Source organism: Chitinilyticum litopenaei DSM 21440, from assembly GCF_000428145.1.
Lineage (GTDB): Bacteria > Pseudomonadota > Gammaproteobacteria > Burkholderiales > Chitinibacteraceae > Chitinilyticum > Chitinilyticum litopenaei.
In genome coordinates this window covers 1-20,643 of sequence record NZ_ATZJ01000011.1, presented here as the reverse complement: position 1 = coordinate 20,643, position 20,643 = coordinate 1, and the positions used below count along the sequence as shown (strand labels likewise).

At 62.6% G+C, this 20,643-nt stretch carries 14 protein-coding genes; all 14 read right to left on the bottom strand.

What is annotated here, in order from left to right:
- Window positions 1–174: 174 nt before the first annotated feature.
- Window positions 175–9,258 carry a PLxRFG domain-containing protein gene (locus tag C515_RS0105835; protein ID WP_081686781.1) on the bottom strand — a complete coding sequence of 3,028 codons (9,084 nt, stop codon included), beginning with the start codon at window positions 9,256–9,258 and terminating at the stop codon, window positions 175–177.
- 115 nt (window positions 9,259–9,373) lie between these two features.
- A complete protein-coding gene (locus C515_RS0105830) occupies window positions 9,374–10,120 on the bottom strand; it encodes a hypothetical protein (protein ID WP_043648323.1) in 747 nt (248 codons plus the stop codon).
- Window positions 10,117–10,596, bottom strand: a complete 480-nt coding sequence (locus C515_RS0105825; protein ID WP_043648321.1) for a vWA domain-containing protein — start codon at window positions 10,594–10,596, stop codon at window positions 10,117–10,119. The genes C515_RS0105830 and C515_RS0105825 overlap by 4 nt, the downstream gene beginning before the upstream one ends.
- A 2-nt stretch (window positions 10,597–10,598) precedes the next feature.
- Window positions 10,599–11,150 (bottom strand): hypothetical protein, encoded by a 552-nt coding sequence (locus tag C515_RS0105820; protein ID WP_144290364.1) that lies wholly within the window; start codon window positions 11,148–11,150, stop codon window positions 10,599–10,601.
- 8 nt (window positions 11,151–11,158) lie between these two features.
- Window positions 11,159–12,382: a hypothetical protein gene (locus tag C515_RS0105815; protein WP_028454774.1), complete on the bottom strand. Its 1,224-nt coding sequence runs from the start codon at window positions 12,380–12,382 to the stop codon at window positions 11,159–11,161.
- Window positions 12,382–13,743 carry a hypothetical protein gene (locus C515_RS0105810; RefSeq protein ID WP_028454773.1) on the bottom strand — a complete coding sequence of 454 codons (1,362 nt, stop codon included), beginning with the start codon at window positions 13,741–13,743 and terminating at the stop codon, window positions 12,382–12,384. The genes C515_RS0105815 and C515_RS0105810 overlap by 1 nt, the downstream gene beginning before the upstream one ends.
- Window positions 13,744–13,803: 60 nt before the next feature.
- On the bottom strand, window positions 13,804–14,328 hold the full coding sequence (locus C515_RS0105805) for a DUF4376 domain-containing protein (RefSeq protein WP_028454772.1): 525 nt from the start codon (window positions 14,326–14,328) through the stop codon (window positions 13,804–13,806).
- Window positions 14,325–15,938, bottom strand: coding sequence for a phage tail protein (locus C515_RS0105800; RefSeq protein WP_028454771.1), 1,614 nt, complete (start codon window positions 15,936–15,938; stop codon window positions 14,325–14,327). Before C515_RS0105800 ends, C515_RS0105805 begins: the two co-directional genes overlap by 4 nt.
- Entirely contained in the window at window positions 15,935–17,383 is a 1,449-nt protein-coding gene (locus C515_RS0105795; protein WP_028454770.1) for a hypothetical protein, read from the bottom strand. Before C515_RS0105795 ends, C515_RS0105800 begins: the two co-directional genes overlap by 4 nt.
- Window positions 17,380–17,982, bottom strand: a complete 603-nt coding sequence (locus C515_RS0105790) for a phage adaptor protein (RefSeq protein ID WP_028454769.1) — start codon at window positions 17,980–17,982, stop codon at window positions 17,380–17,382. Before C515_RS0105790 ends, C515_RS0105795 begins: the two co-directional genes overlap by 4 nt.
- A 3-nt stretch (window positions 17,983–17,985) precedes the next feature.
- Window positions 17,986–18,285, bottom strand: a complete 300-nt coding sequence (locus C515_RS0105785) for a hypothetical protein (RefSeq protein WP_028454768.1) — start codon at window positions 18,283–18,285, stop codon at window positions 17,986–17,988.
- A gap of 63 nt (window positions 18,286–18,348) precedes the next feature.
- On the bottom strand, window positions 18,349–19,344 hold the full coding sequence (locus C515_RS0105780) for a N4-gp56 family major capsid protein (RefSeq protein WP_028454767.1): 996 nt from the start codon (window positions 19,342–19,344) through the stop codon (window positions 18,349–18,351).
- Window positions 19,345–19,356: 12 nt separating this feature from the next.
- Window positions 19,357–20,187 carry a hypothetical protein gene (locus C515_RS0105775; RefSeq protein ID WP_028454766.1) on the bottom strand — a complete coding sequence of 277 codons (831 nt, stop codon included), beginning with the start codon at window positions 20,185–20,187 and terminating at the stop codon, window positions 19,357–19,359.
- A 188-nt stretch (window positions 20,188–20,375) separates the two neighbouring features.
- On the bottom strand, window positions 20,376–20,643 hold a 268-nt coding region (locus C515_RS19730; protein WP_043648315.1), incomplete at its 5' end, for a hypothetical protein.

Here is a 20,643-nt window from a genome sequence, read left to right as displayed (position 1 = left end):
GTGATGTTATGCCTGCGGAGGCTGTCTACCAGAACTTGCACCGACAGGGCTCTTGGCCCATGCGGGTTTTGACTCGAGGGCTGCAAACGCTTGTGGCGCTGGCATTCCCCGCGTTCATGCTGGCAATGGGTGTTTTGCTGCTACCGATCTTCATGCTGGCCTGGCTGCTTGAGGCTATTCCTGCGCTTCTCGCGCGATGGCGCGCATAGCCCTACGCTCCTCATAACGATCCTGCCGACCTGAACGACTCATGGCCGCGCGCACGTCGCGGCCATCCACCTTGTCGCGGCTATAGTCGTGCTTGCCGTTGTAGGCCTTGATCGCGTCGCGCGCCTTTTTGATCGCATCCTGGTCGCGGGCCTGCGTGGCAATTCCAAGATCGCGCAGCAGCTCTTGCTTGCGCTGGCCCAGCAAAGTCTGCTCGGTCTTGTCGTCGCGGGAAAAGTCCACCTCGCGCGCAATATCGGCCGGGCGGAAGCCTGCCGCCTGCAGCACAATGTCAGCAAAATCGGCCTGCACCGGCTTGCCATCCATGCCAATGCGCTGGACGCCCTTGCCATCACGCACCCCGCTGCTGGCAATGCGCCCAGCCTTCACGGTGTTCTGCAAGAAGGTCGGCAGCGCCTGCATGACGACATCAAAGCCCTCTCCCTGCTCTGCCGCATCCAGCGCCCGGGCGGCACGATCACTGAACATGCCGACCGCGCCAGTTTGGGCAAAGACCAGATCACGCAACTTGCTTTGCATCTTGTCGCCGGGTTTGCCTGGGTCGCGCACAAACAGATCCTGCATGCCGATCCGGCCGGTAATGTCCATGCCGATGACGGTTGGCAGACCCTTGGCGAACACATCAGCTAACTCCGCATCATCACCAATTGACTTCGCCAGATCCCGTGCAACCTGCCGAAGCTCCTTATCCCAGTCCCATGCTTCATCGTCATCCGCGCCCATTCCCATCATGAACGCCTGCATCAGCAATGCGCCGATGGTTGCGCCGGCCCACATGCCTTTACGGCCACCGATTGCCTTGCCGGCCAGTGCGCCCGGAACGGCTGCGGCCAGAGCCACCGGTGCCCCCAGCATGCCAGCCAGCCCAAGCTGCACCAGCGTCATACGCGTGAGGAAACGGCGAGCCTCGCGCCGCTCAGTTGGTGTCAGCCCGCTGAGCGACTGCGACAACATGCGCCCCTGCAGCGACACCAGGTTGAAGGCGTAATTCTTGAACAGGAACAGCACATGCCCCAATGTGCCCTGGGCAATGGTCGGACGATTCTCGATGCTGTAATCAAACTGCGTGTCTTTCAGCGCAGCAGTCACTTCGTCCACCAGTGACTCCATGCTGGCTTGCGGATTGGCTTTCTTCGCCAGCCGATAAGCTGCCAGCGCCACAGTGTCACGGTTTGCAACTTCGGACGCACGCATGAAATAGCCCATCCACAACATGGCTCGGTCGATGCCCTGTCCGATCTTGGACGTGGCGGCCACTTGCCCGGATTGTGCTGCACGCAGCAAATCCATCGCCGCCGACATATCGCGCAGCCCCAAATCCTCCAGCGCCTGCAACATATCGCGCTCGTCCTGCGCCAGATTCGGATTGCGCCCGGCATCCATCAGGAACTCCGCACCCTTGCCAATCCGCATCGTGCGCAGCATCTGAGCACCCGCGCGGCCAAGTTCGGCGACAGCTGCACCGGTTGAGTATTTAGCGGCCAGCCACGGATAGGCCAGCGTTGGCACTTGCGAAAGGTTGACCACGCCAGTTGAGAGATTAAGGCCCATCGCGAAGACAAAACCTGCGCTATTGAGCTTCATCACCCACGGGGCCACCGCCTGGGCGGCGCGCTCCTGTCGATCGACGAGGCCGTTTACCACATCTTGCAGCTCAATGCGTTCGTCTTCCCGGGTGGCCTTGGCCTCCTTCATGGCATCCTGCATGGCTTTGTTGATCGCGTCGCCGTGCTCGAGGCTGGCAATCATGCGCGCGCTGTTGCCTATCACTCGGGCATAGTTGCGCATCGCATCACGACCGGCACCAGGCGTGCCGGCTCGGTGCAGGAAATTCTTGCGTGCAGCCGCATCGGGCAAGTGCTGAATGAACAGCTGATTGATCTCGTCCAGCAGTTGCTGCTCGGCGGCCGCCGGCAGCCCTTGCGACTCGACGGCCGACGCAATGCCGCGGACAAGCTCCATGCTCACGTCCGCCTTTTTCCGCGCCTGATCACGCGCAAAGAAGGTCGCATCGGCGTAGCCACGATTGCGCAGATACTCGGCCTGCGCTGCAGCTTCTTGCTGGGTTTCGGCGTGCAGCACCACGCGGCCATTGCCATCATTGCCGACCACCACATAATCACCGGCACGCCCCAGCGGAAAGTACACGCCCGTTGCCGTGCGCTGGTCGTATTCATCCTGGAGCTGGCGGATCAGCTTCGCCGCCGATGGCCCGCCCTGCAGATCGCGGTTGATGCGGTCAACCAGCGCCTTGTGGGCGCGCTCGGCCATGGCCTTGTAGTCGTCGCGCATGTCGCGGTAGAGCTGCTGCACGTCAACGGGTAATGCATTGAAGGCCGTTTGCAGCTTGGCGTGCGCGTTCACCCAGGCCGGCTTCATGCCGGGCGGCATCGGCAAGGCTGGATCCACGCCCCACACGGTCGCCAAGTTCATGATGTCGGCCAGGTCATCCATGGCCTTCTGGCCGTGCTGCTTGCGGGTATCGCGCATCTGCTTGACGCGCTCATCGCCCTGGGCCTGCAGCTGCTGCCGCAAGCCAGCCTGCTTGGTCTGTGCCTTGATCGCCCGCATCAGGGACGGCAGTTTGTCGGCGTAGGACTTGGCCAGGTGCCACGTCGGCACAAGGCGGGTTGCCATGGCAAAGCCCCAGCGACTGGACTCCTGGGATTGCGCGAGTGCGCGCTTTAGATCGGAGAGGCGGGTGTCATCCTGGGCCGCGCGGCCTGCATCCCAGCTGGATTCGTTGGGAGCCGAATAGCGAATCCCGGCCAGCGCCGGGTCTAGTCCGTCCCGCCGTAGCTGGCGGCTGATTTGATCCAGTACAGATCGCCCGGCCACTGCTCCTGCGCTTTCTTCGACAAGGGTCTGATAGAGCGCCGCTGTTTTAAGCGTCGCGCTTCCGACAAGACCCCGCGTGCGTGCATCAGTTCCGAATGCCTCTCCTGCGGCGACCAGGAATCCCATTCCTTGTCGAGACAGAGATAGGGCGCTGTTTGTAGCGATGCGCTTAAAGTCATTGTCTGTAACGACCTTTCCACTTCCATCAACAAACTGTCGATGTTCAAAATCGTAGCGGACATCTGCAATCTCCGGGGCCAGCGCAACAGTATTAGCGTAACTGGTTTCCAGCAGGTTGTGCATGTTTTCCGCGTCGTTGTCCGACCACTGCAACGGTGTCGCCAGCTTGGCTGCCTGCTCATGCTCTTCCAGCCAGAAGTAATGCCGATTCATCCCCGTTACCGGGTCGTATCCGACGCCATCAACAGGCGACATTTGCTTGACGTGCGGGTGCAGAAATTCAGTCGTGCCAAATTTGAGCGCCAGGCTCGCCATTTGCTCGGTGCGGCGGAACAGGGCTTTGATGCTTAAGTCCGCAGGATCGCCAGCAAACACCTTCCCGGTGTTGTAGGCGTAATTCCCGACGATGCTATACAGCAGAGAACCCTTGGACGTGGTTGATTTCAACTGGCTGGCGTCAACGTAGACATGGCCATTCGTCTGCTCGACAATCGCGGCCTGCTTGCCGTCCGGCATGGTCAGAATGTAATTCTTGTCGCCGGTTTCCTTGTCCACAATCGGCTCGCCAATCTGCACTGCGCCATCAGATACTACGCGCGCAACGTCGGCCAGTGACTGCATCGACTTCGGCGCAGTCGGATACTGGAACATGCTGGTATCCGTGTCGCTCTTGCCTACCCGGCTCAGGATCGACAGCCATTCAGCCGCGCGATTGCTCTTTGCCGCGTTGTACCGCACCCCGCCGCCATTCGGCCCTGCAGGCTTCCCCTTGCCCTCAACGTGCCGGCGCGCGTTTGCCAGCATCAGGCGAATGTCATCATCGCTGAATTTAATGTCCACGCCCAGCTTGCGCAGCCAGGCCTTCATCTGCGCGACGATGTGCCGCACAATCGGCATCTGCTGCCAGTCCGGCAGGTTCGCCAGATCCGCAAGCGCCTCTTCCGCCCACAGTGCATGGCGCTCGCTCTCGGCCATGTCATCGCCCTTGTAGGCGTGCTGCCTGCCCTTGGCGTCGGCCATTTCCTTGACCATTGCGTTGGTGTCGTAGGCGCGCGCAAGCAGCTTTTCCAGTCTGTTGCCATAGATCGCACGCAGGCCGTGATGCCCGAGCGTTTCGTGAATGGCGGTGAAAATGAGCTGGCGCGGGCTGGCGTTGTTGCTGGCAATCAGATACACCTTGCCGTCGTAGTACAGACCGTAAGAGCCGGTCGCACCATCGCGGTACAGCGCGCCAGCAAGCTCAATCGGCAGATCAGTCCAGTCCTGCACCACGATCATGGGCGGCTTGTTCGCCCAATTCTGCGTCAGGTTCTCGATGTGGATTTCCGCCGACTCTTTGCGCATGCCACGGCGGAATGCCGGCTGATCGCGCATGCGGGCGGTGTCGGCGTTGGTCGCGGAGTATTTAACCTTGTAGGTCGTCAGCCCCTGCTTGTTGGCCTCTTTCTCGACCAGCTCGCGGGCCTCGGCTTCCTGGCGCAGCAAATCCTTGTGGTCCGACTCAGCACGGATCAACTCAACGCGCAGATCGTGACGACCATCCTTGATTTGTTGGCGCAACTGCTTGACGCGCTGCCACGCCTGTTCTTTCTGCGTCGTGTATGTCGCAAGACGGCCAGATGCAATCGCGGCGGCGGTGCCGTGGTCTTGCTCGTTCAGCGATGAAGGTTTGATGTACGTCCGCGCAGATGCTTTTCCCTCTGCAACAGGCGAGTCGGACGGCTTGGCTTCGGGCTGGGCGGGGGCTATACTTTGCTCATGCCCGACTGCAGGCTGAGTAGGTGAAGTACCGGATGCCGGTGTGGAACTCTCAGAGATACCAGTCGGGCTTTCTTCATTATCGAACAGCATGTGTTCGTAGTAGCGGTTACCATCATTGTGCTCGCGGACAACCAGCGTCACGTCATACAGGACGCCATCAATATTGATGTTGCCCTGGTATCGACTGACCGATGCCGGGTCGCGCTTCCCATAACGGTTCTGCTCTGTGCCAATGAGTTTGGCAGTTTTTAGCATGTCCTCGACGTGCAGCGTTGACAGCGCGTTCTGCCAAGATGGCTGCCCGATGTTCAGGTTGTGCTTGATGCCTTGCCACGACACAACAATGGCGCGTCCATCGGCGGCAATGACTGGTATCCCCACTTTCCCAGCGTATCGCTCCCTTGCTATTTCACGAACAGCTTCACGATACGCATCAGTATCTGCTTTATCAGCGGGAACCTCATCGCTTCGTGCAACGGGAACCTGTCGATTTTCGGCCTCAGAATCGGCGCGTTCGGCTGATGTGTCGATGGCGTCGGCAGATTGCTCGGTAGCCTCCTGCTCTGCGCGCCAGTCGTCATAGGCCTTGCCAGTGTGCTGCTCGAACTTGGTCAGCAGCGCCGCATCGTCCACGCCGTGCAATCGCGCCACCTCGATTGCATTCCCTAGATCGTTGGTTTGCTCATGCAGGAAAGCCAGCGCATCGGCGTTTAGTGCGTGTGCAGTATCACCATCGCCGGCGCTGCGCGCTTTACTGGCAGATACATCTAGCCGGGCGCGCTCTTGTTCGTCCTGTTTCACCGCATCGACAAAGCCCTTCACCACCCCCGGCGCAGTCTTGGCCGTGACATCGGGCGGTACTCGCCGGTTCGGCGCACTTGCATTCAGGCTGCTACGGTTAGCTGCATCAAATTTCTTGCGGAAGTCGGCCAGATGCTCTTGTGTGTTCAGTACCTTGAATTTGCCGTCACCCGGAATATCGATAGTGACATAGGCGGCATCACCATAAGCCTGCCGGTAGGCGGCTGTGGCACGCCGCATGGCCTCTGCCCTTGCTGCCGGCGCGTGCTTCGACCAATCCTCCTTGTTCATATTCTGCAGGCTAGGCGCAGCTGCCTGCGCCTCATCCACCTGCCGCAATCCCTCGATCAGCACATCAGCGCGGCTACTGTCTTTCAAGCGTTTCGCGCCGGTTGCGACGGATTTCTGCATCACTGCCGCCGACGCAACTTCAATCTGCTTGCCCTCGATATGGACGGCGCTACCCGTATCGCCCTGCACGCCTTGATTGTCATTGCCTACACGCGCATACCCTTGCTGGTAGGCCATCAAGGCCGCATCACGGCTGGGGTGCGTTTCTACACTGCTGCCGTTGCGCACATTCAGCCGCCAGCGCCCGTCCGCCATCTCGCTGATGGTCGCGTCGTGATGCTGCTCGGTCTGCACCGGCACATTCGGCAGCGCTTCCTTGGCCTGCGACTTGCCGACACGCACCAGCGGCTTTGCGCCCTTGCCGGTTACCGCCTTGATGCCCAAGTCTTTCAGGCGGGCAGCAATGGCCTGTGCTTCTTCGTGACTGGCCGGGCGAATGTCAAGCGTGCCGGACGGCTGAATGGCTGCGGTGGTTTTTGCCTGATCGGCAGCCGGCGCTTGCTTCGTGGCAGGCGCAAATTCCTGCGCTGGAGCGGCTTGCGGTGCTTGCTGGGTATTTGATGTGGCGGCGTCTTTTGACAGAACTTGTTGCGCCTGACTGTATGGAACAAAGCGCACAGTGGGGAATCGTTCTTGTAAGGCGGGGATCGTGTTTGCCACGCCATCAGCCACCAGCACGGTATGAATGCCATCGCGCGTCAGGTTGCCGCCGCGCGGGCCAAGAACAATAAATGCCCCGTCCTTGTACGCGCCACCCGATGCAGTCCCAAGCCCAGCCCCAGTGCCGCTGCCAGAGGTCAGCGGGGCGGTGTCGAATCGTCTGGTGTTGTTGATGCCACTGGTAAGCAGATTAAGCAGCGCGCCCAGCTGGTTGCCCTTGGCGATGCCGTGCGCGTCGTACTGGCCGCCAACTTCAGGAGTTACCCCGCCCGCCTCGTACCACGCCTCGAAATGGTCGTGACGAATACGGTCGCCATCACTATCGAAGTGCGCGGCGTTCCACGCATTGCGGATCTTGCTGTTCTCCGGTGCGGCAATGGCTGCATCGGCTGCGTGGGTAACGTCAAACTGCGATTGCCCACTGCTTGAATTGGGCATCGTCACGGCAGCATCAGTATCCGCCATTTGCTCAGACATACCCTGCACATTGGTCGGCCCGGCATTTGCGGTTTGCGATAAAGCACTCTCGGCCTGCATCTGCTCGGCCACACGCGCACGAATAGCGCTGTCATCCTCTGCCGGCACGTTCTCCCATTGCATGCGCTGCGCATTGTCGCGCGCCCATTGCACCTGCTCGCGAGTGCGGCCCATTTCTTCCGGATTGACGCCGGCCTGCGCGGCGAGATTGGCGCTACTCACATCCTCACGCCATGCGCGACGCTCGTTCGGCTCGGCCTGAATGCGGTCAGCGGTAGGTTGCTCACCCTGCAGCTCCCGCAGCTGCGCCACGGCGTCAGCGTAGATGCCCTGTGCCCGCGCATAAGCCGGGTCACGGCGGAATGCCTCGATGCGCTCCGGACTGCTGTTGCTCTCCACCTTGTTGAACCACGCCAGCACGCCATCACGCGCCTTTTCCAGTTCGGCAATCCGGTTGCGGCGCTGTGTGTCCGGATTCAGGTCAGTCGGATTGCCAGAAAGGTTGCCGCGCTGGTCGCCGTACATCGTGCCGGAATGATCGGGCAGGGCGAGCACCGGCTCAACGCTCTGGCGCGGCGCTTCCGCCTCGCGCGCCACACCCTGCGCGTCAGTTGTCCAGGCTGTGTCGCGGCGCAGCGGGTCACCGGCACCCGCTGGAATGTACTCGCCAGAACGCGCGTTCGATTGCGGCTCGGCCCACGGCATCAGGGCTGTCTGTGCTGGCGCCGCTTCGGCAGCCGCCGCCGCGCGTGCCGCATCCATTTCACCTGACGGCGGCAGGCCAATGCCGGCCAGCGCGGAAGGACTGATTACCGGCGTCACCGGAGCCGCAGCGGCATCGATCAGGCTGTCGGAGCTGGAAGCGGTGGGCCGGCCAAGATTCAGCGCCAGTGACAAACTGGCGGCGTCCACCAGCTCGCGCGGGTTGCGCAGCATGCTCGCCGCGCCAGCATTCAGGCCGGAGCCGACGACCGAGCCAATCGCGGCGGCGCGCAGATCGTCCGGCAGCTTGTCGGCATATTGCTGCCAATCGCCCGCGCGGCGTCCGCCCATGCCTTCGCCCTGGTCAACCAGCCCTTGTACGGCGGCGGCGGTCATTTCGCCGGGAATGTCGGTCAGTTGAGAGGCCAGCAGGCCGCCAAGGCCACTGCGCTTGCCGATGTAGTTCGCCACGCCCTGCGCAGCAATCTTCTCGGTCAGGCCTTCAGTCATCGCGTGCTGACCGCCGATAACGATGGATTCCAGCACACTGCGGCCGGTGTCGCGGGACTCGCCGTACTTGTCGAAGCCGGATGTACCCATGCCATAGGCAATCATCGGGGAGGCCGCGCCACCACTGATTGCGGTCGCAAGCAGGCCGGGCGACTGGCGCGCGAATGATTGCACGCCCTGCCACACCTCCGAATCCTTGCCGCCCTGCCATTGCGCGTCGGCCATGGCTTGATTCATCTGCTGCTGGCCCTGTGCGCCGATCTGCTGCAGGTAGTCGATGCCGGTGAGGTCGCCAGCCAGGCGGTTGATGCCCGCGCCAAGGGCGCCGATGCCCGCCACGACCTGCGTACCCATGTCGCGGCTCTGCCCACCAATTTGATTCAGCAGCGTGCGGCCGGGGCCGCCGATGACCTCGCCCACCGCTTCGGCGGCGCGCCCCAGCAATCCCTTATTGCCCTCGGCCGTGCGCAGCATGGCGGCTTCACGCGCGCGCTGGTCACGAGCTGCCGCGAAATCCTCAAAATTCGGGTAGTCCGCGCGTGCGCTACTGGTCTGCCACTTCCTGAAGAGTGCCAGTGCCGCTGGGTCAGCCGGCGGCTGATTGGCCGGGCGCGTGTAGTAGCTGGGCATGTCGCCCGCCATGCGCTCAACCTCCACCGGGTTCAGGTTGGCGTTGCCTGCCGGCGCCGCAGACACCCCCAAAACTGCTGCGTAGTCTTCAAAGGTTGGCGTGACTTGGCGTCGGGTCATTCGCGACTCTCAATAAAAAAGCCCCACGGCGCAAACCGTGAGGCTGAAATAGAAAAAGCCCGCGCAGGGCGGGCTTTGGGTAATTTAGCAAAATCGTACCACAGGAACGCCGCGCCTACTCCAGGCCCTGTACCTGCTTGAAATACGCGCCATAGTTGTTGCCGACCTGCGAAAGCAAACCAGCCTTTGCGATGTCGTCCGGGCGTTGCTTGGCTGCCGATTCAGCCCGCTGGGCCTGCAGCGCCTTGAATTGCGTGTTGAACACCTGAAAGGCCCGCGGCTCTGTTTGCAGGTAACGCAAATTCTGGTCGCTGGGATTGGCCAACGCCTTGCTCACCGCATCCTGCTCATGGGGCGACAACTTCACGGCCTGCACGGATCGCGTCTTCGGGTCGAGCTCCACCGCGTAGCCCATCAGATTGGCCTGCTGCGCCTGCGCCGCGGCTTTCAGTTGTCGCTGCAGCGGATCATTGGCATCTGCATTGGCTCGTGCCTGCGCCGAGCGCGCCAGCGCCAGCCGAGCGCCCTCCATGTCCAGCTGCCGCTGATCAACGTTCTTGCGGTGACTGAACTGGTCTTGCTGGAGCTGGAAGCCCTTCCCCCACTGCTCATCCTGAACAGCAAATCGTGCATCCTGGCGTTGATTGTTGAGATCCCGGTCTTCCACCTGCCAGCCGCGCTGTTTGTCGTTTTCCTGGCCCTGCAGCTCCGCCCGGAGCCGGGTCAGAAACGTGTCCTGCTCGTGGCGCTTGTCCTGCAGCTCCAGCACATTGCGGTGCTGAATCTCCTTCTCGGCGCCGTCCGCCACAAATCTGCCGCCCCCGACCAGAGCTCCCAGTAACCCCTGCCCCCAGCCACTCATTGCATTGCTCCTTGCGCTTGTTGCCCCTGCGGCGATTGCTGCGCGCCGCGCTGGTTGTCCTGCGCGCCATACTGGCGGAAGTAGCGGTCTGCCGCGTCCAGCACCTGCCGGGCCGCCGGCTCTTGCTGCTCACCCTCGATCAGACCCAGCTTTTCGGCCAGCTCCGTTGCCATGCTCGCCACCACAGCCAGCAGCTGAATCTGCCCTTGCGGCGGCACGGGCGTGCCCCGCTTGCGCGCGGTGCGGATGGTCGAGCGTGTCGCCTGCGCGGCAAACTCGCCGGCCTCGTCCAGTGCGTCGCCCTTTCCATCGGTGAGGCGCTGCACCATCAGCTGGGTGCGCTGCGGGTCGCCATACATCACCTCATGGGCAATGACGATGGCCGCTTGCAGCGGGTTGCCGCCTGGTGGCTGCTGCCCCTGCGGGTGTGCTTGCGGCTGTTGCGGCGTAGCCTGCGCCATATCGAGAAGTCCCATACTCACGCTCCGAACGATTTGCGATTGAGGAGGTCGGTCATCACCGGCACGGCGCGCATTTCGCGCTGGAATTGCTGATCGCGTTTTTGCTCTTCCTCGCGCGCCTTCATTTGCTCTTGCAGCATCTTCTTGCTGGCGCTTTGCTGCATCAGGCCCTGCGCGCCACCGGCAATCAGCGAGCCCAGCAGTCCACGCGTTTCCGGCTTGGCCTCGTTCCAGGCCTTGCCGACCGAGTCCAGCATATTGCTCATGAAGCCCCCGCCCAGTGCACCGAATACGCTGCTCGTCGGCGCGCCGTAGCTGGACTGCAGGGCGTTGCTCAAACTCTGGTCGATGGGCAGCCAGCCGCCTTGCAAGGATTCAAGGCTAAAGGCCGGCGAGCTACTACCCCCGGCAGCCGCCGCCATCCAGCCGAAATCCGCATCGCCAAGGCTGCTGAAGTCGGTCTGAAACGTGTCCGCCGACACGGATGGATCAAACACCGTCACCGTGTCCGGATTGCTGTAGCTGTTGGTTGTGGCGAAGTCGAACACCCCGCCGAATGCGTCTGTCATGATTTCCCTCACCACAGTTGGACGTTGGATTTGACCGGCGCATATTGCTGCGCCGCCCAGCGGATTTGCGCGACGGCATCAGTGATGCTGCCGGCTGGCTTTGCACCCTTGGCACCTGCGTCATGATTTGGATTGGTGCTGAAGTTGCCGCCCCCGGAATCAGCGCCGACGTTCCCGGCGTTGTCGGCCACGCTGCCGCCATTGACTGTCGATTGCCCAAGGGCGTTGCCGGCCCAGCCGCCCAGCTTGCTGCCTATGATCGCGCCGGGCTGGCCGGCCAGAGTGGACCCCAGTAGCCCGCCAAGGTTGGAGCCCAGGACACCGCCGGCCAGGCCGGCCAACGCACCGGGGTTATCGCCACTCACCGTCTGGTAGCCCGCCAGCAGGCCATTGGCAACCAGCCCCGCCACCGGACTGGCCATGCCGGCGAGATTCGCGCCGGCCCCGGCCAGCGCATAGGCGCGCGCCTTGGCGGCGGCACTGGTGTAGCCGCCCGCATCCAGTGCGCCAGCGCGCTGCATGTTGTCCGCCAGGCTGCCCAGCAGGCCTACGCCGGGAATCGCGCTACCAATGGTGTTGGTCAAGGCGCCAAGCGTCTGCGCCGCCTTCACAGCCGAGAATGCCTTGCCGGCATCCACCGCCTCGCCGTTTTTGGCTGCGTCGCGGCTGTCGCCGTTCAGCATGGCATCCGTGGCCCACCCCAGCGCGGTATCGACCGGCCCAAGGGCATTCAGCCCCGCCAGCGCACTGAAACTGGCGCTGGGCAGGCTGGCGTACTGAGCAGCCAGTGCCGCATCGTTGACACCCAGCCGGCTGGCGTAAAACTGTGCTGCTTTGATCTGGCTCGGCGTGGTGGCCGATAAAAACGCCTTGGGGTCGGTCGCAAAGGCCTGCTGCTGCTCTTCCGCCAGTCGCGCCAGATCATTGTGCAGCGACACGGCGCGGCTGGTGTTCTCGCCCCCTGTCCAGCCCCCCATGCCGCCAATGCCGCCAACGGCCTCGGTGACACTGTTCGCCCCCCAGCCATTGCTGGCATTCGATTCGCCACTGTCAGTCCCTACCCCGGCAAAGCCATACCCGCCATTGTCTGCCGCGCCATTCTGTTCGCCGCTGGCTCTGCCGCCGTTACCGCCTTGGTTGCCGCCACCGTAGCCTCCAAAGCCGCCACTGGTGCCGACGCCGCCGTAGCCATAGCCCCCGTTCGTGCCGCCCGATCCGCTATACCCGCCCATCAGATCGCCCCGCCACCATAGATGGCATTCATATTGGCAATGGCGGACTCCTTGTCTGCGGCCGGCATGTTGCTGGTCATGATCCCGTAGATGCGATTCGCATAATCACTCAGGAAGTTCTGGCCGATCTGCAGCCTCGACAGGTCGAGCTTGGATTGATCAAGCCCATACTGCTTTGCGGCGGTATCGATGGTGGCTTTCAGGCGCTCGCGGTCAAGCGCAAGGCTGTCGCCCCATTTCTTCTTGTCGAAGGCCATGCCTTGCTGCCACTTGTCCCGGTCGAGCCCCAGCGACTGATTGAACTGACTGGCCTGCAGATCAAGCGAGCGACTGAACTGGCTGGCCTGCAGATTAAGCGAGCGACTGAACTGATCAACCTGATCGCCTCGGCGCGTCCAATCCAGCTCGCCCTGGGATAGCGCGTCCGTGATCGCGCCCTGAGTAATGCTGGAGTTCAGCAAACCGCGCTCATTGGCGTTTTCGTTGACTCGCCGGATCAGTGCTTCACGCACGCTGCCCGGCATACCCTGTGCGACGGATCCCAGTAATCCGGCGCCCCCTTGGCCGCCGACCTGACTGCCGGCGCCCCCTTGGCCGCCGACCTGACTGCCGGCGCCCCCTTGGCCGCCGACCTGACTGCCGGCGGCATCATTGCCGCGCGGCGGCTCAATCGCCCCCGAGCCAACCATCCCATTCTGGGTGTTGAACACGGGCTGGTTATTGCTGCCGCCCGCCTCGCCGCGCACCGTCAGCAAGTCACGTGCAGACACCGCAAGGCCGTTGGCCTTGGCAAAGTCGAGAAACGCCTGCTCGCCGGCACCGGTACGGCGAAACAGATCGGCCATGCCAGCCGTTGAATAGTCGGTCAGACCGACCTGATTGCCAGCGGCATCGAACACCCCCAGGCCGAGCTTGCCACCGTACATTTCACTGTTCGTGTGGTTCGACTTGGCTGCCTTGAGGGTGAGGCCATTGCCCAGCGTTGAACTGAAATTGCCAAGCCCGCCCCATTTGCTGTCGGTCACGTCACCATTGCTGAGAAACAGCGTCCCGGCAGCCTTCATCGGGTCGTTGTAACGGGGATTGCTGGATGTGTCGGTGGCAAGCAAGCCAGGCTGCGCGGCCTTCACCATGCCTTGCAGGGTCGCACTGTCGAGCCCGAGATTACCGGGCGCGGTGCTGATGTTTGATTTGGTGCTGCTGATCGCCACATTGCCATTCAGTAGCGGCGATGGCGTCAAGCCACTGGTGTCGAAGGTTGAATCGAACCATTTTTTCGCGCTCTCAGCCGTGTGTCCGCCCTTGAGCAACAGTGCCGCGTTTTTGTCGTATTGCTCTTGCGTAATCTTGGCCAGGCCCATGATGCCTCCTTGCAATAAAAAACCCCGCCGAAGCGGGGTTGTATGTGGTCTATTGGGCGGTCAGGCCGGCCAGCCGGCGTGAATGTCGTAAGTGTCCAGCGCGTCGTCTGGCAGCGCGGCGATGGCGGCGATGTGCGCGGCTTCAGCAGCAAAAGCCGCGTCGACGTGCGCATTGCACGCCAGTGCCACCGCTTTCAGCTCATCCGGCGTTACGGCGCGGAACTGCTGATCGGCGAACTTCCAGTGCGCTGGCCAGCTGTTGAGCAACTCGCCGGTGACAATCGCGCTGGTCAGCACGGCGCGAGCGTCGCGCTCGGTCAGCACCGGCACCTCGCCCCAGCGCGTGCCTGCGGTTTCCGCCTGCCAGCGCCGGGCAGCGAGCCGTGCCAGCAACCCTTCGCGAAGCGTGGGCGGCGGCTGATCCGTTGCAACGATGGCCGCGCCATTCCACACGGCGAACTCACCAGCGCCCAGCGCCGGCATCGGGCCGGGCGCGAATCCTGGCGGCACAGCATCGCCGGCCAGTTCAATCTGCCCACTGATGTAGCCGCCAGGCCCGATCCGGTAAAAAGTATTCATCGTCATGCTGTGGCCCTGATGTAGTTGCGCACGGTGTCCGACAGCGCCGGCACGCTAAACCGTGTCGCATGATCGTAAGACGGCGTGTAGCGGTAAAGGGCTGCCTCGCTTTGATTTTTCAGCAATACGATACGGCCTGAGCTATCCATGCCGCCAGGCCCGATGCCAGCCAGATCGGCCTTGACCAGCGTCCAGCGCATTCCGTCGATAGTCGCCACAGTCTTGTCCCCTGCTGCTCTGGCAACCAGGAAGTCACCGAATCGCTCAATGAAGTCAAAATTGTCCGTAGACAAGGCCACGGACGAAATCACCAACGCCCATGTCGCCCCGTTGTCCGTGCTGCGGTACAGGCCGCCGCTCGCGGCGGCGAAGACAAAGCTGCCGCCAACGCTGCGAAGACAGCGCATCCTCGGAACTGCTGGGGCGTCCGGCTTGTTCGCCCATGTCGTGCCGGCGTCTGTGCTGAGTGACACCTTGCCAGTGTGGCTAATCGCCATGACAGTCGCGCCGATTGCCGCCAAGCCGTAAACAGATTGCGACGCGTCGAAGGATGACGTGCGCGTAGTCAGTGGGGCTGATGCACCAGTGGCGATGTATGGGTCTGTTAGGCCGGAGTTTCGACCCCCTACAACAATGACACCGCCGTCAGTGATGCAGGCTGCGTAGCAGTAAGCAACTGTTGATGAACTCCAGTTCGCCCCGCCATTTGTCGTAATGGCATATTTCGGTCCGGTTACCTCCAAGCCGATTACCGCCTTTTCGGCGCGCGCCGCGCAGAGTTTTGCAGCCGAGGAAGTTGGAGCGCCGGAGCCGGTATTCCACGGCCCATCAGGTGAACTTGCATACCGCGCTGTGCCGCCTGTGCTGTATGTGTACCAGTGACTACCACCACCAGCGAAGCCGCCCGACTCCGGAGCCGGAATGGGGCTGATGGTCGCCACAGACCAGAGCAAATTTTGATGCCCGACTAGCGCCGACAGGTCGGGGTAGCTGGCTTTCAGGTAATTGCTGCCATCGCAGAGCAGGAAACCGGTCGGCGCGGCAAGCCTGGCGCTCACCAGCACATCGCCAATCCCAAGGCGCAGCCCGCTTGCCGCCAAGGCATTCAGCTTCTGCACCGCCGCCAGAAGCGAGTCGGTAGGAGTGACCTCCTGTGCGGGGCCAGACACGAAGCCGGACAGCACCGTTGCCAGCGAGGTTGCGGCTGCAGCGGCAGCACTGGCTGCCGCTGCAGCCTGGCTGTTTGCTGCGGCAACCTGGCTGTTTTCGGCCGAGAGAGCACTGTTTGCCGCGCTGATGGCGCTGGCATTGGCCGCCGTCGCACTATCCTGCGCCGCGTTGGCATTGCTCTCCGCAGCGCCAAACTGCGCCTCAAGCGCAGTGAGCTCGGCCAGGCGCAGCGGCTCACCCGCACTCAACGGTACTGGCAGGTTGAGAATGCGTTTGCTCTTGGCGTCCAGGTTGTCGGTCAAGCCCTGCGCGTAATGCACAGCCTTGGCTTCGACCGACCGAAACGCCGTATCAGTCGCGGCATTGAGATTGTTCACGTCGCTGGCGCGGGCGATCGCCCCGTCGATCAGCGCCGGGTTGCTGTAGTTAAAATGCGTGCCGCTCATCGCCGACCGCTCCACGGATTGAATTGATACATGGCCTGCCGTAGTGTGAAGGCGCTCAGGCTGGCGGATTCGCTGAATAACAAGGCGCTGAATTGCCGACCCACACCCGACACGCAGGCGTATTCGTCAGCAGCGGGTGATATACCCCAGTGGAATCCCCCCCATGCGCCCGTGCCATATAGCCCGGCGTCGCCGTGCCCGGCGAACATCCCCGCGTCCGGGTTTTGCGCGACATCCTCGTTCTCGACGGTAAAACGCAGCGGCACCGGTGCGTCGCAATCCATCAGCAGGCCGAAGCGAAACAGGCGTTTCTTGGTTTGCGCGTCACCCAGCCCGGAAAACACCGTGCGGATATACGCGGCGATGGGCGCACCGGCAAAACTCGTCAATCCAGCGCGCATGCGATACACCGCGCCATCGCTCGCGCCGAAATACAGCGCCGCGTCATCACTGGCCAATGCGCTGACCGTCCAGGGCAGGAAAAAGCGCATCCATTGCGGCGCGCCGCCGGCCTGATGGGTCAGCAACCAGCCCGTCCGGTCACCGTCCTGCAGCACACCCAGCGAATCATTGAGCTTGCCAATCGCCCGCCAAAAACCACGCCAGCGCGGGCGGATGCGCGTGAGCAGCGACACCGAGTCAGCATCGCCAAACGTTTGCACGGCTTGAATGCCATTCACGCCGCCTTGCCACAGGGCCAGCATCTCGCCGCCGACTTCGATGAAACGTTGCGCACCGGTCGCTGTGGTGATGGTTTTCTGCGCCATGCTGGCGGTACTTGCTCCGGTCAGCATGTTGACGCGATTGGCGCAGCCGACCAGCAGGGCATCATCACGCCACGGCTGCAGTGTCTGCACCGCGTCACCCATGCCAAACTCGACACCGCCCGTTGCGCTGGTCGGGTTGCCCAGGCCGGAGCCTTGCACCGACCCCGCCGCCGCCAGCCAGAGCCGGTTTTGATGGCAGGCTAACGCGGCAGCACTGCCGCCAGCCAGCCAGGTGATCGCGGTCAGCGTCGCGCCATCCCACTGGTACGCCTTGTTGTCCACGCCGTTGATGAAGTACAGGCGCACCGCGCCAGCAGCCCCAGAAAACGCATAGCTGACCGCCTGAATTTCCCCGCCCGCCGTAATCGTGGTGGCCGAGCCGACCTCGCTCCAGCCGCTCGCCGTGGCCTTGTACATGCGCAGGCGCGTATTGCCGGCGTCATTGCGCCAGCCGTACAGCTCGCCCTTGTAGACCGCCAGTCCGCGCACCGGGCCAGCGCCGGGAATTGCTGCTGCTGACACCGTGCGACCGTCGTATAACTCCGCGCCATCCAGACGGCGATAGCCGCCCTCCGGCAAAGCCCGGAAATTCTCGCCGGCCAGCAAAAAGCCAGGCTGCGCATCACCCAGTACATCGAGCCCGCCCGCCAGCGGAAACTGTGTGGCGCGCCAGCTCATGCCAGCGGCTCCAGCTCAACACGCAGCGGCAGCAGCGCATTCATCGCACGACTCAACGTCGCCTGGTAATCCCGTTCGGCGGTCACGTACAGGCCCGGCACCTCCTCATGCTTGGCGTACAGCATCAGCGCCCGCCAGACGATGGCCAGATGGTATTGCTCTGGCAGCAAGGGCACATCAAGGCTAGCCGCCAATACCTGCTGGGGCTTCAAGCCAATCAGCTGTGCCGCATAATCAACTTCCGGCGCCCGATTGAAGCGCACTTCACCCGGCAGCAGCTGCGTCCAGACGGAGGGCTGCCCCTGTTCAATCACCGGATAGCTCGGCACGAACACATCAGCGGGCAGATGGCGCAGCCCGGTGATCACCTCAACCTTGCCGATCTGCGCACTGGTCAGCGCCGATTGCCCGGCCAGTAATGTCGCCGGCACGCTAACGTGTCGCCACGGCCACGGCTCGGTATCGATTTCTGTCCACGCATCCGCCGTCCAGTTCACCAGCTTGGCGAACATGCCGGACTGCCCGGTCACCGCTTGTGGCGGATTGCCAGACAGCCCGGCTTCGGCGTGCAGACGTTGCACCAGTTGCAGGTAGTTCATGGCTTAGGCCTCGCCCAGCACCTGATACGGGTAGGTCGGCGCGTCGTATTCGATCAGCTCGCCGCCCTGGTTCTTGTACTTCTTCTGCACTGCTGCGCGCAGCACGTCGATCAGCGGCTCGACCACCAGCACCTCCTGGTCGCGCGGGATCAGGAACAGCTTGAAATTCAGGCCGATCTGCACCGGTTGGGTGTCTTGCTCGGTGGCCGGAATGGTCACGCGCAACACCTTGGCGTCGGGATAATCTTTGCCGCCAACTACAATTTTGGAATCCCCGCCGGAGGCTTTGTGAATTGTTGCCATGCTTTGTATCTCCACAAATAGAAACCCCCGCACACGGCGGGGGTCTGATTCAGTTACCCAGGATTACAGTGCGGTCACTGCGGTTTCGATGCGCAGCACCCACGACTGGTTAGCAATCCAGGCCGCGAAATACTGCTTCCAGCCGACCGTGCCTTTCTGGCCCAGCGGGTTGGCAACGCTGATGTTGTCCGGAGGGGATACCATCAGTTTTTCAAAGGCCTTCTTGCCAACTGTGGTGCGACCCCAGCCTTCGTCACCGAAGACGATGATGGGGTACACGTCCGCCGACGTGCCGCTGGTGGACACCATCGTGCCCTTCGCGCCGCCGCCGTCGGCCCATTTGGGCATCAGCGGCGTCAGGCAAAAGCGGATGTCGCCCCAGGCGCCAACTTCGCCCGGAAGCAGCTCGGTCTGGCCCTGGTACTGGTCGCACGACTTCCAGTTCGGCAGCTGCTCCAGATCAGCCAGCGAGTCGGTGTGGCCCAGGCCGATAAAGGCCGGCTTGATGTTGACAGTTTGCTGAGCAGCGCTGGATTTCACGAACTGCGTTACGCGCTTGGCGCGCATGCGCATCAGAAACTGCACTGCACCACGCAGCTTGGTGGCAGAGATAACGGAATTGACGGCATTACGGGCTGCGCCGTTGGTGTAGGCCACGTTGGTGCCGCCACGCAGCACACCCAGCGTTACCAGTTCGATAGTTTCCGCGCGCTGCTCGCCGCACAGCTTGCCGGCATCCTTCAGTACCGGGCAGTCGGAAATGTCGTGCACCACATCGGTCAGCTCGACCACATCGCCGTATTGACCGATGGTCACATCGACGTTTTCATACGCCATCGCCTTGGCGGTCGGCGCGACGCCTTCGGCCAGCGGCGTGGTATTGGCCGCAAACGGCGTCGGACGCTTGTATTTCACCGTGCCATTGGAGCGATTGGCCGGCAGTTCGCGGGTCATACCCAGCTTGGCCACGACTTCGATGGGTTCGGCGTGCGCCAGGTAGTTGGCATCGATAAAGGCCTGCTGCACATTGGTCAGCGAGGCTTGAGTGGTAGTAGCCATTGGCTATGTTCCTTATTTCAGGACGCCGGCCTTGCGCAGTTGCGCGTTGAGCAGTGCGTCATAATCATCAACGGCGGCGGAAGGCGGGGCGGCATTGCCCGGAACGCCTACCGCATTCGCCAGCTTTTGCTGTTTGGCGGCCTGTTGCTGCGCGATGGCGGCATCACGGCCCTGCTTGAACTGAGTGAGGAAGGACGCGGCTGTGGCCGGGTCGTTGGACGACAGAGCGACCGAGCGAATGTCGGTCGGCAGCGTGCCAAGCCAGGCCTGGAACTGCTGCGACGTGCTCACGGCCTGCCAGTCCGGATGCAGTTCAGTCAGGCGGCTCACGGCGGCCTGCTGCGCGGCTTGTTCGCGCTCCTGCTCCAGACGAATCTGCTGTTCGTAGACCGGCGCCACGGCCTGCTCGACGTGCTGAGTGACGGCCTGATGGGCGGTCGCGGCATTGCGAATCAGCTTCGCGGCAGTCGGCGACAGCTCGGCCAGCTCTTGATCAAGCGCGGCCAGCTCCTCGGCGGTCGGCCCACCCGTAGGCGCACCCGACCTCAGTTCTTGCAGTTTGCGTTGCAGCGCAGCCTGGCGACCGGCTTCCGAGCGCAACTGGTGCTGCAGCCGCTGGTTTTCTTCCAGCAGACGCTGCTTTTCTTCGTCAATCACCAGCTCAGCTTCGGCGGCAGCGCCTTGCTGCGGCTCCTTGCTTTGCTCGGGCTCGACTTCGGCTTGCGCTGCCGGCTCGGCTTGCGGCTGCTCAGCAGCGGCAGGCTCTGCGCCGGCAAATTCGGCCAGAAAGGCATCCAGTTCGTTGTCGTAGTTTTGGTCGGCAGCTTGTGCGGCTTCGCTCATGTGCGGCTCCTTTCGTAGCGGCAGAAATGAAAAAACCCGCCTTATGGGCGGGTCGAGTGGGGGTGACGGCCTTTCGGCGGTCAGGTTGAATAATCGGCGTCAGTCTGCAGCTCAGGCTTCTCAGCCAGCCGCAGCAGTCCACGCAGTGCGGCAATGCGCCCGCGCGTGAATTCAACCCAGATTGTCCATTAGCCACTTCGCAGTCCTTGGACAACCGGCGGAGCCGAAGCATTGGCCCAAAGTCCGGAGAACCAGGCGCGTTTGCGGCGGGGAATCGATAGCATCAGGTGGTTCTGCTTGCTGCCCTGACCCCACGCGCCGCCAATCGCCAGCACCAGCCCATGCAGCGTCGACAGCGTGTGCTGAACCCGGGAGCGCAGCACGGCCTGCCGAAACAGGCTCATCAGGTTGTAGGCCAGCATGGCAAAGCCCAGCGCAGCTTCGGTGGCCCAAAAA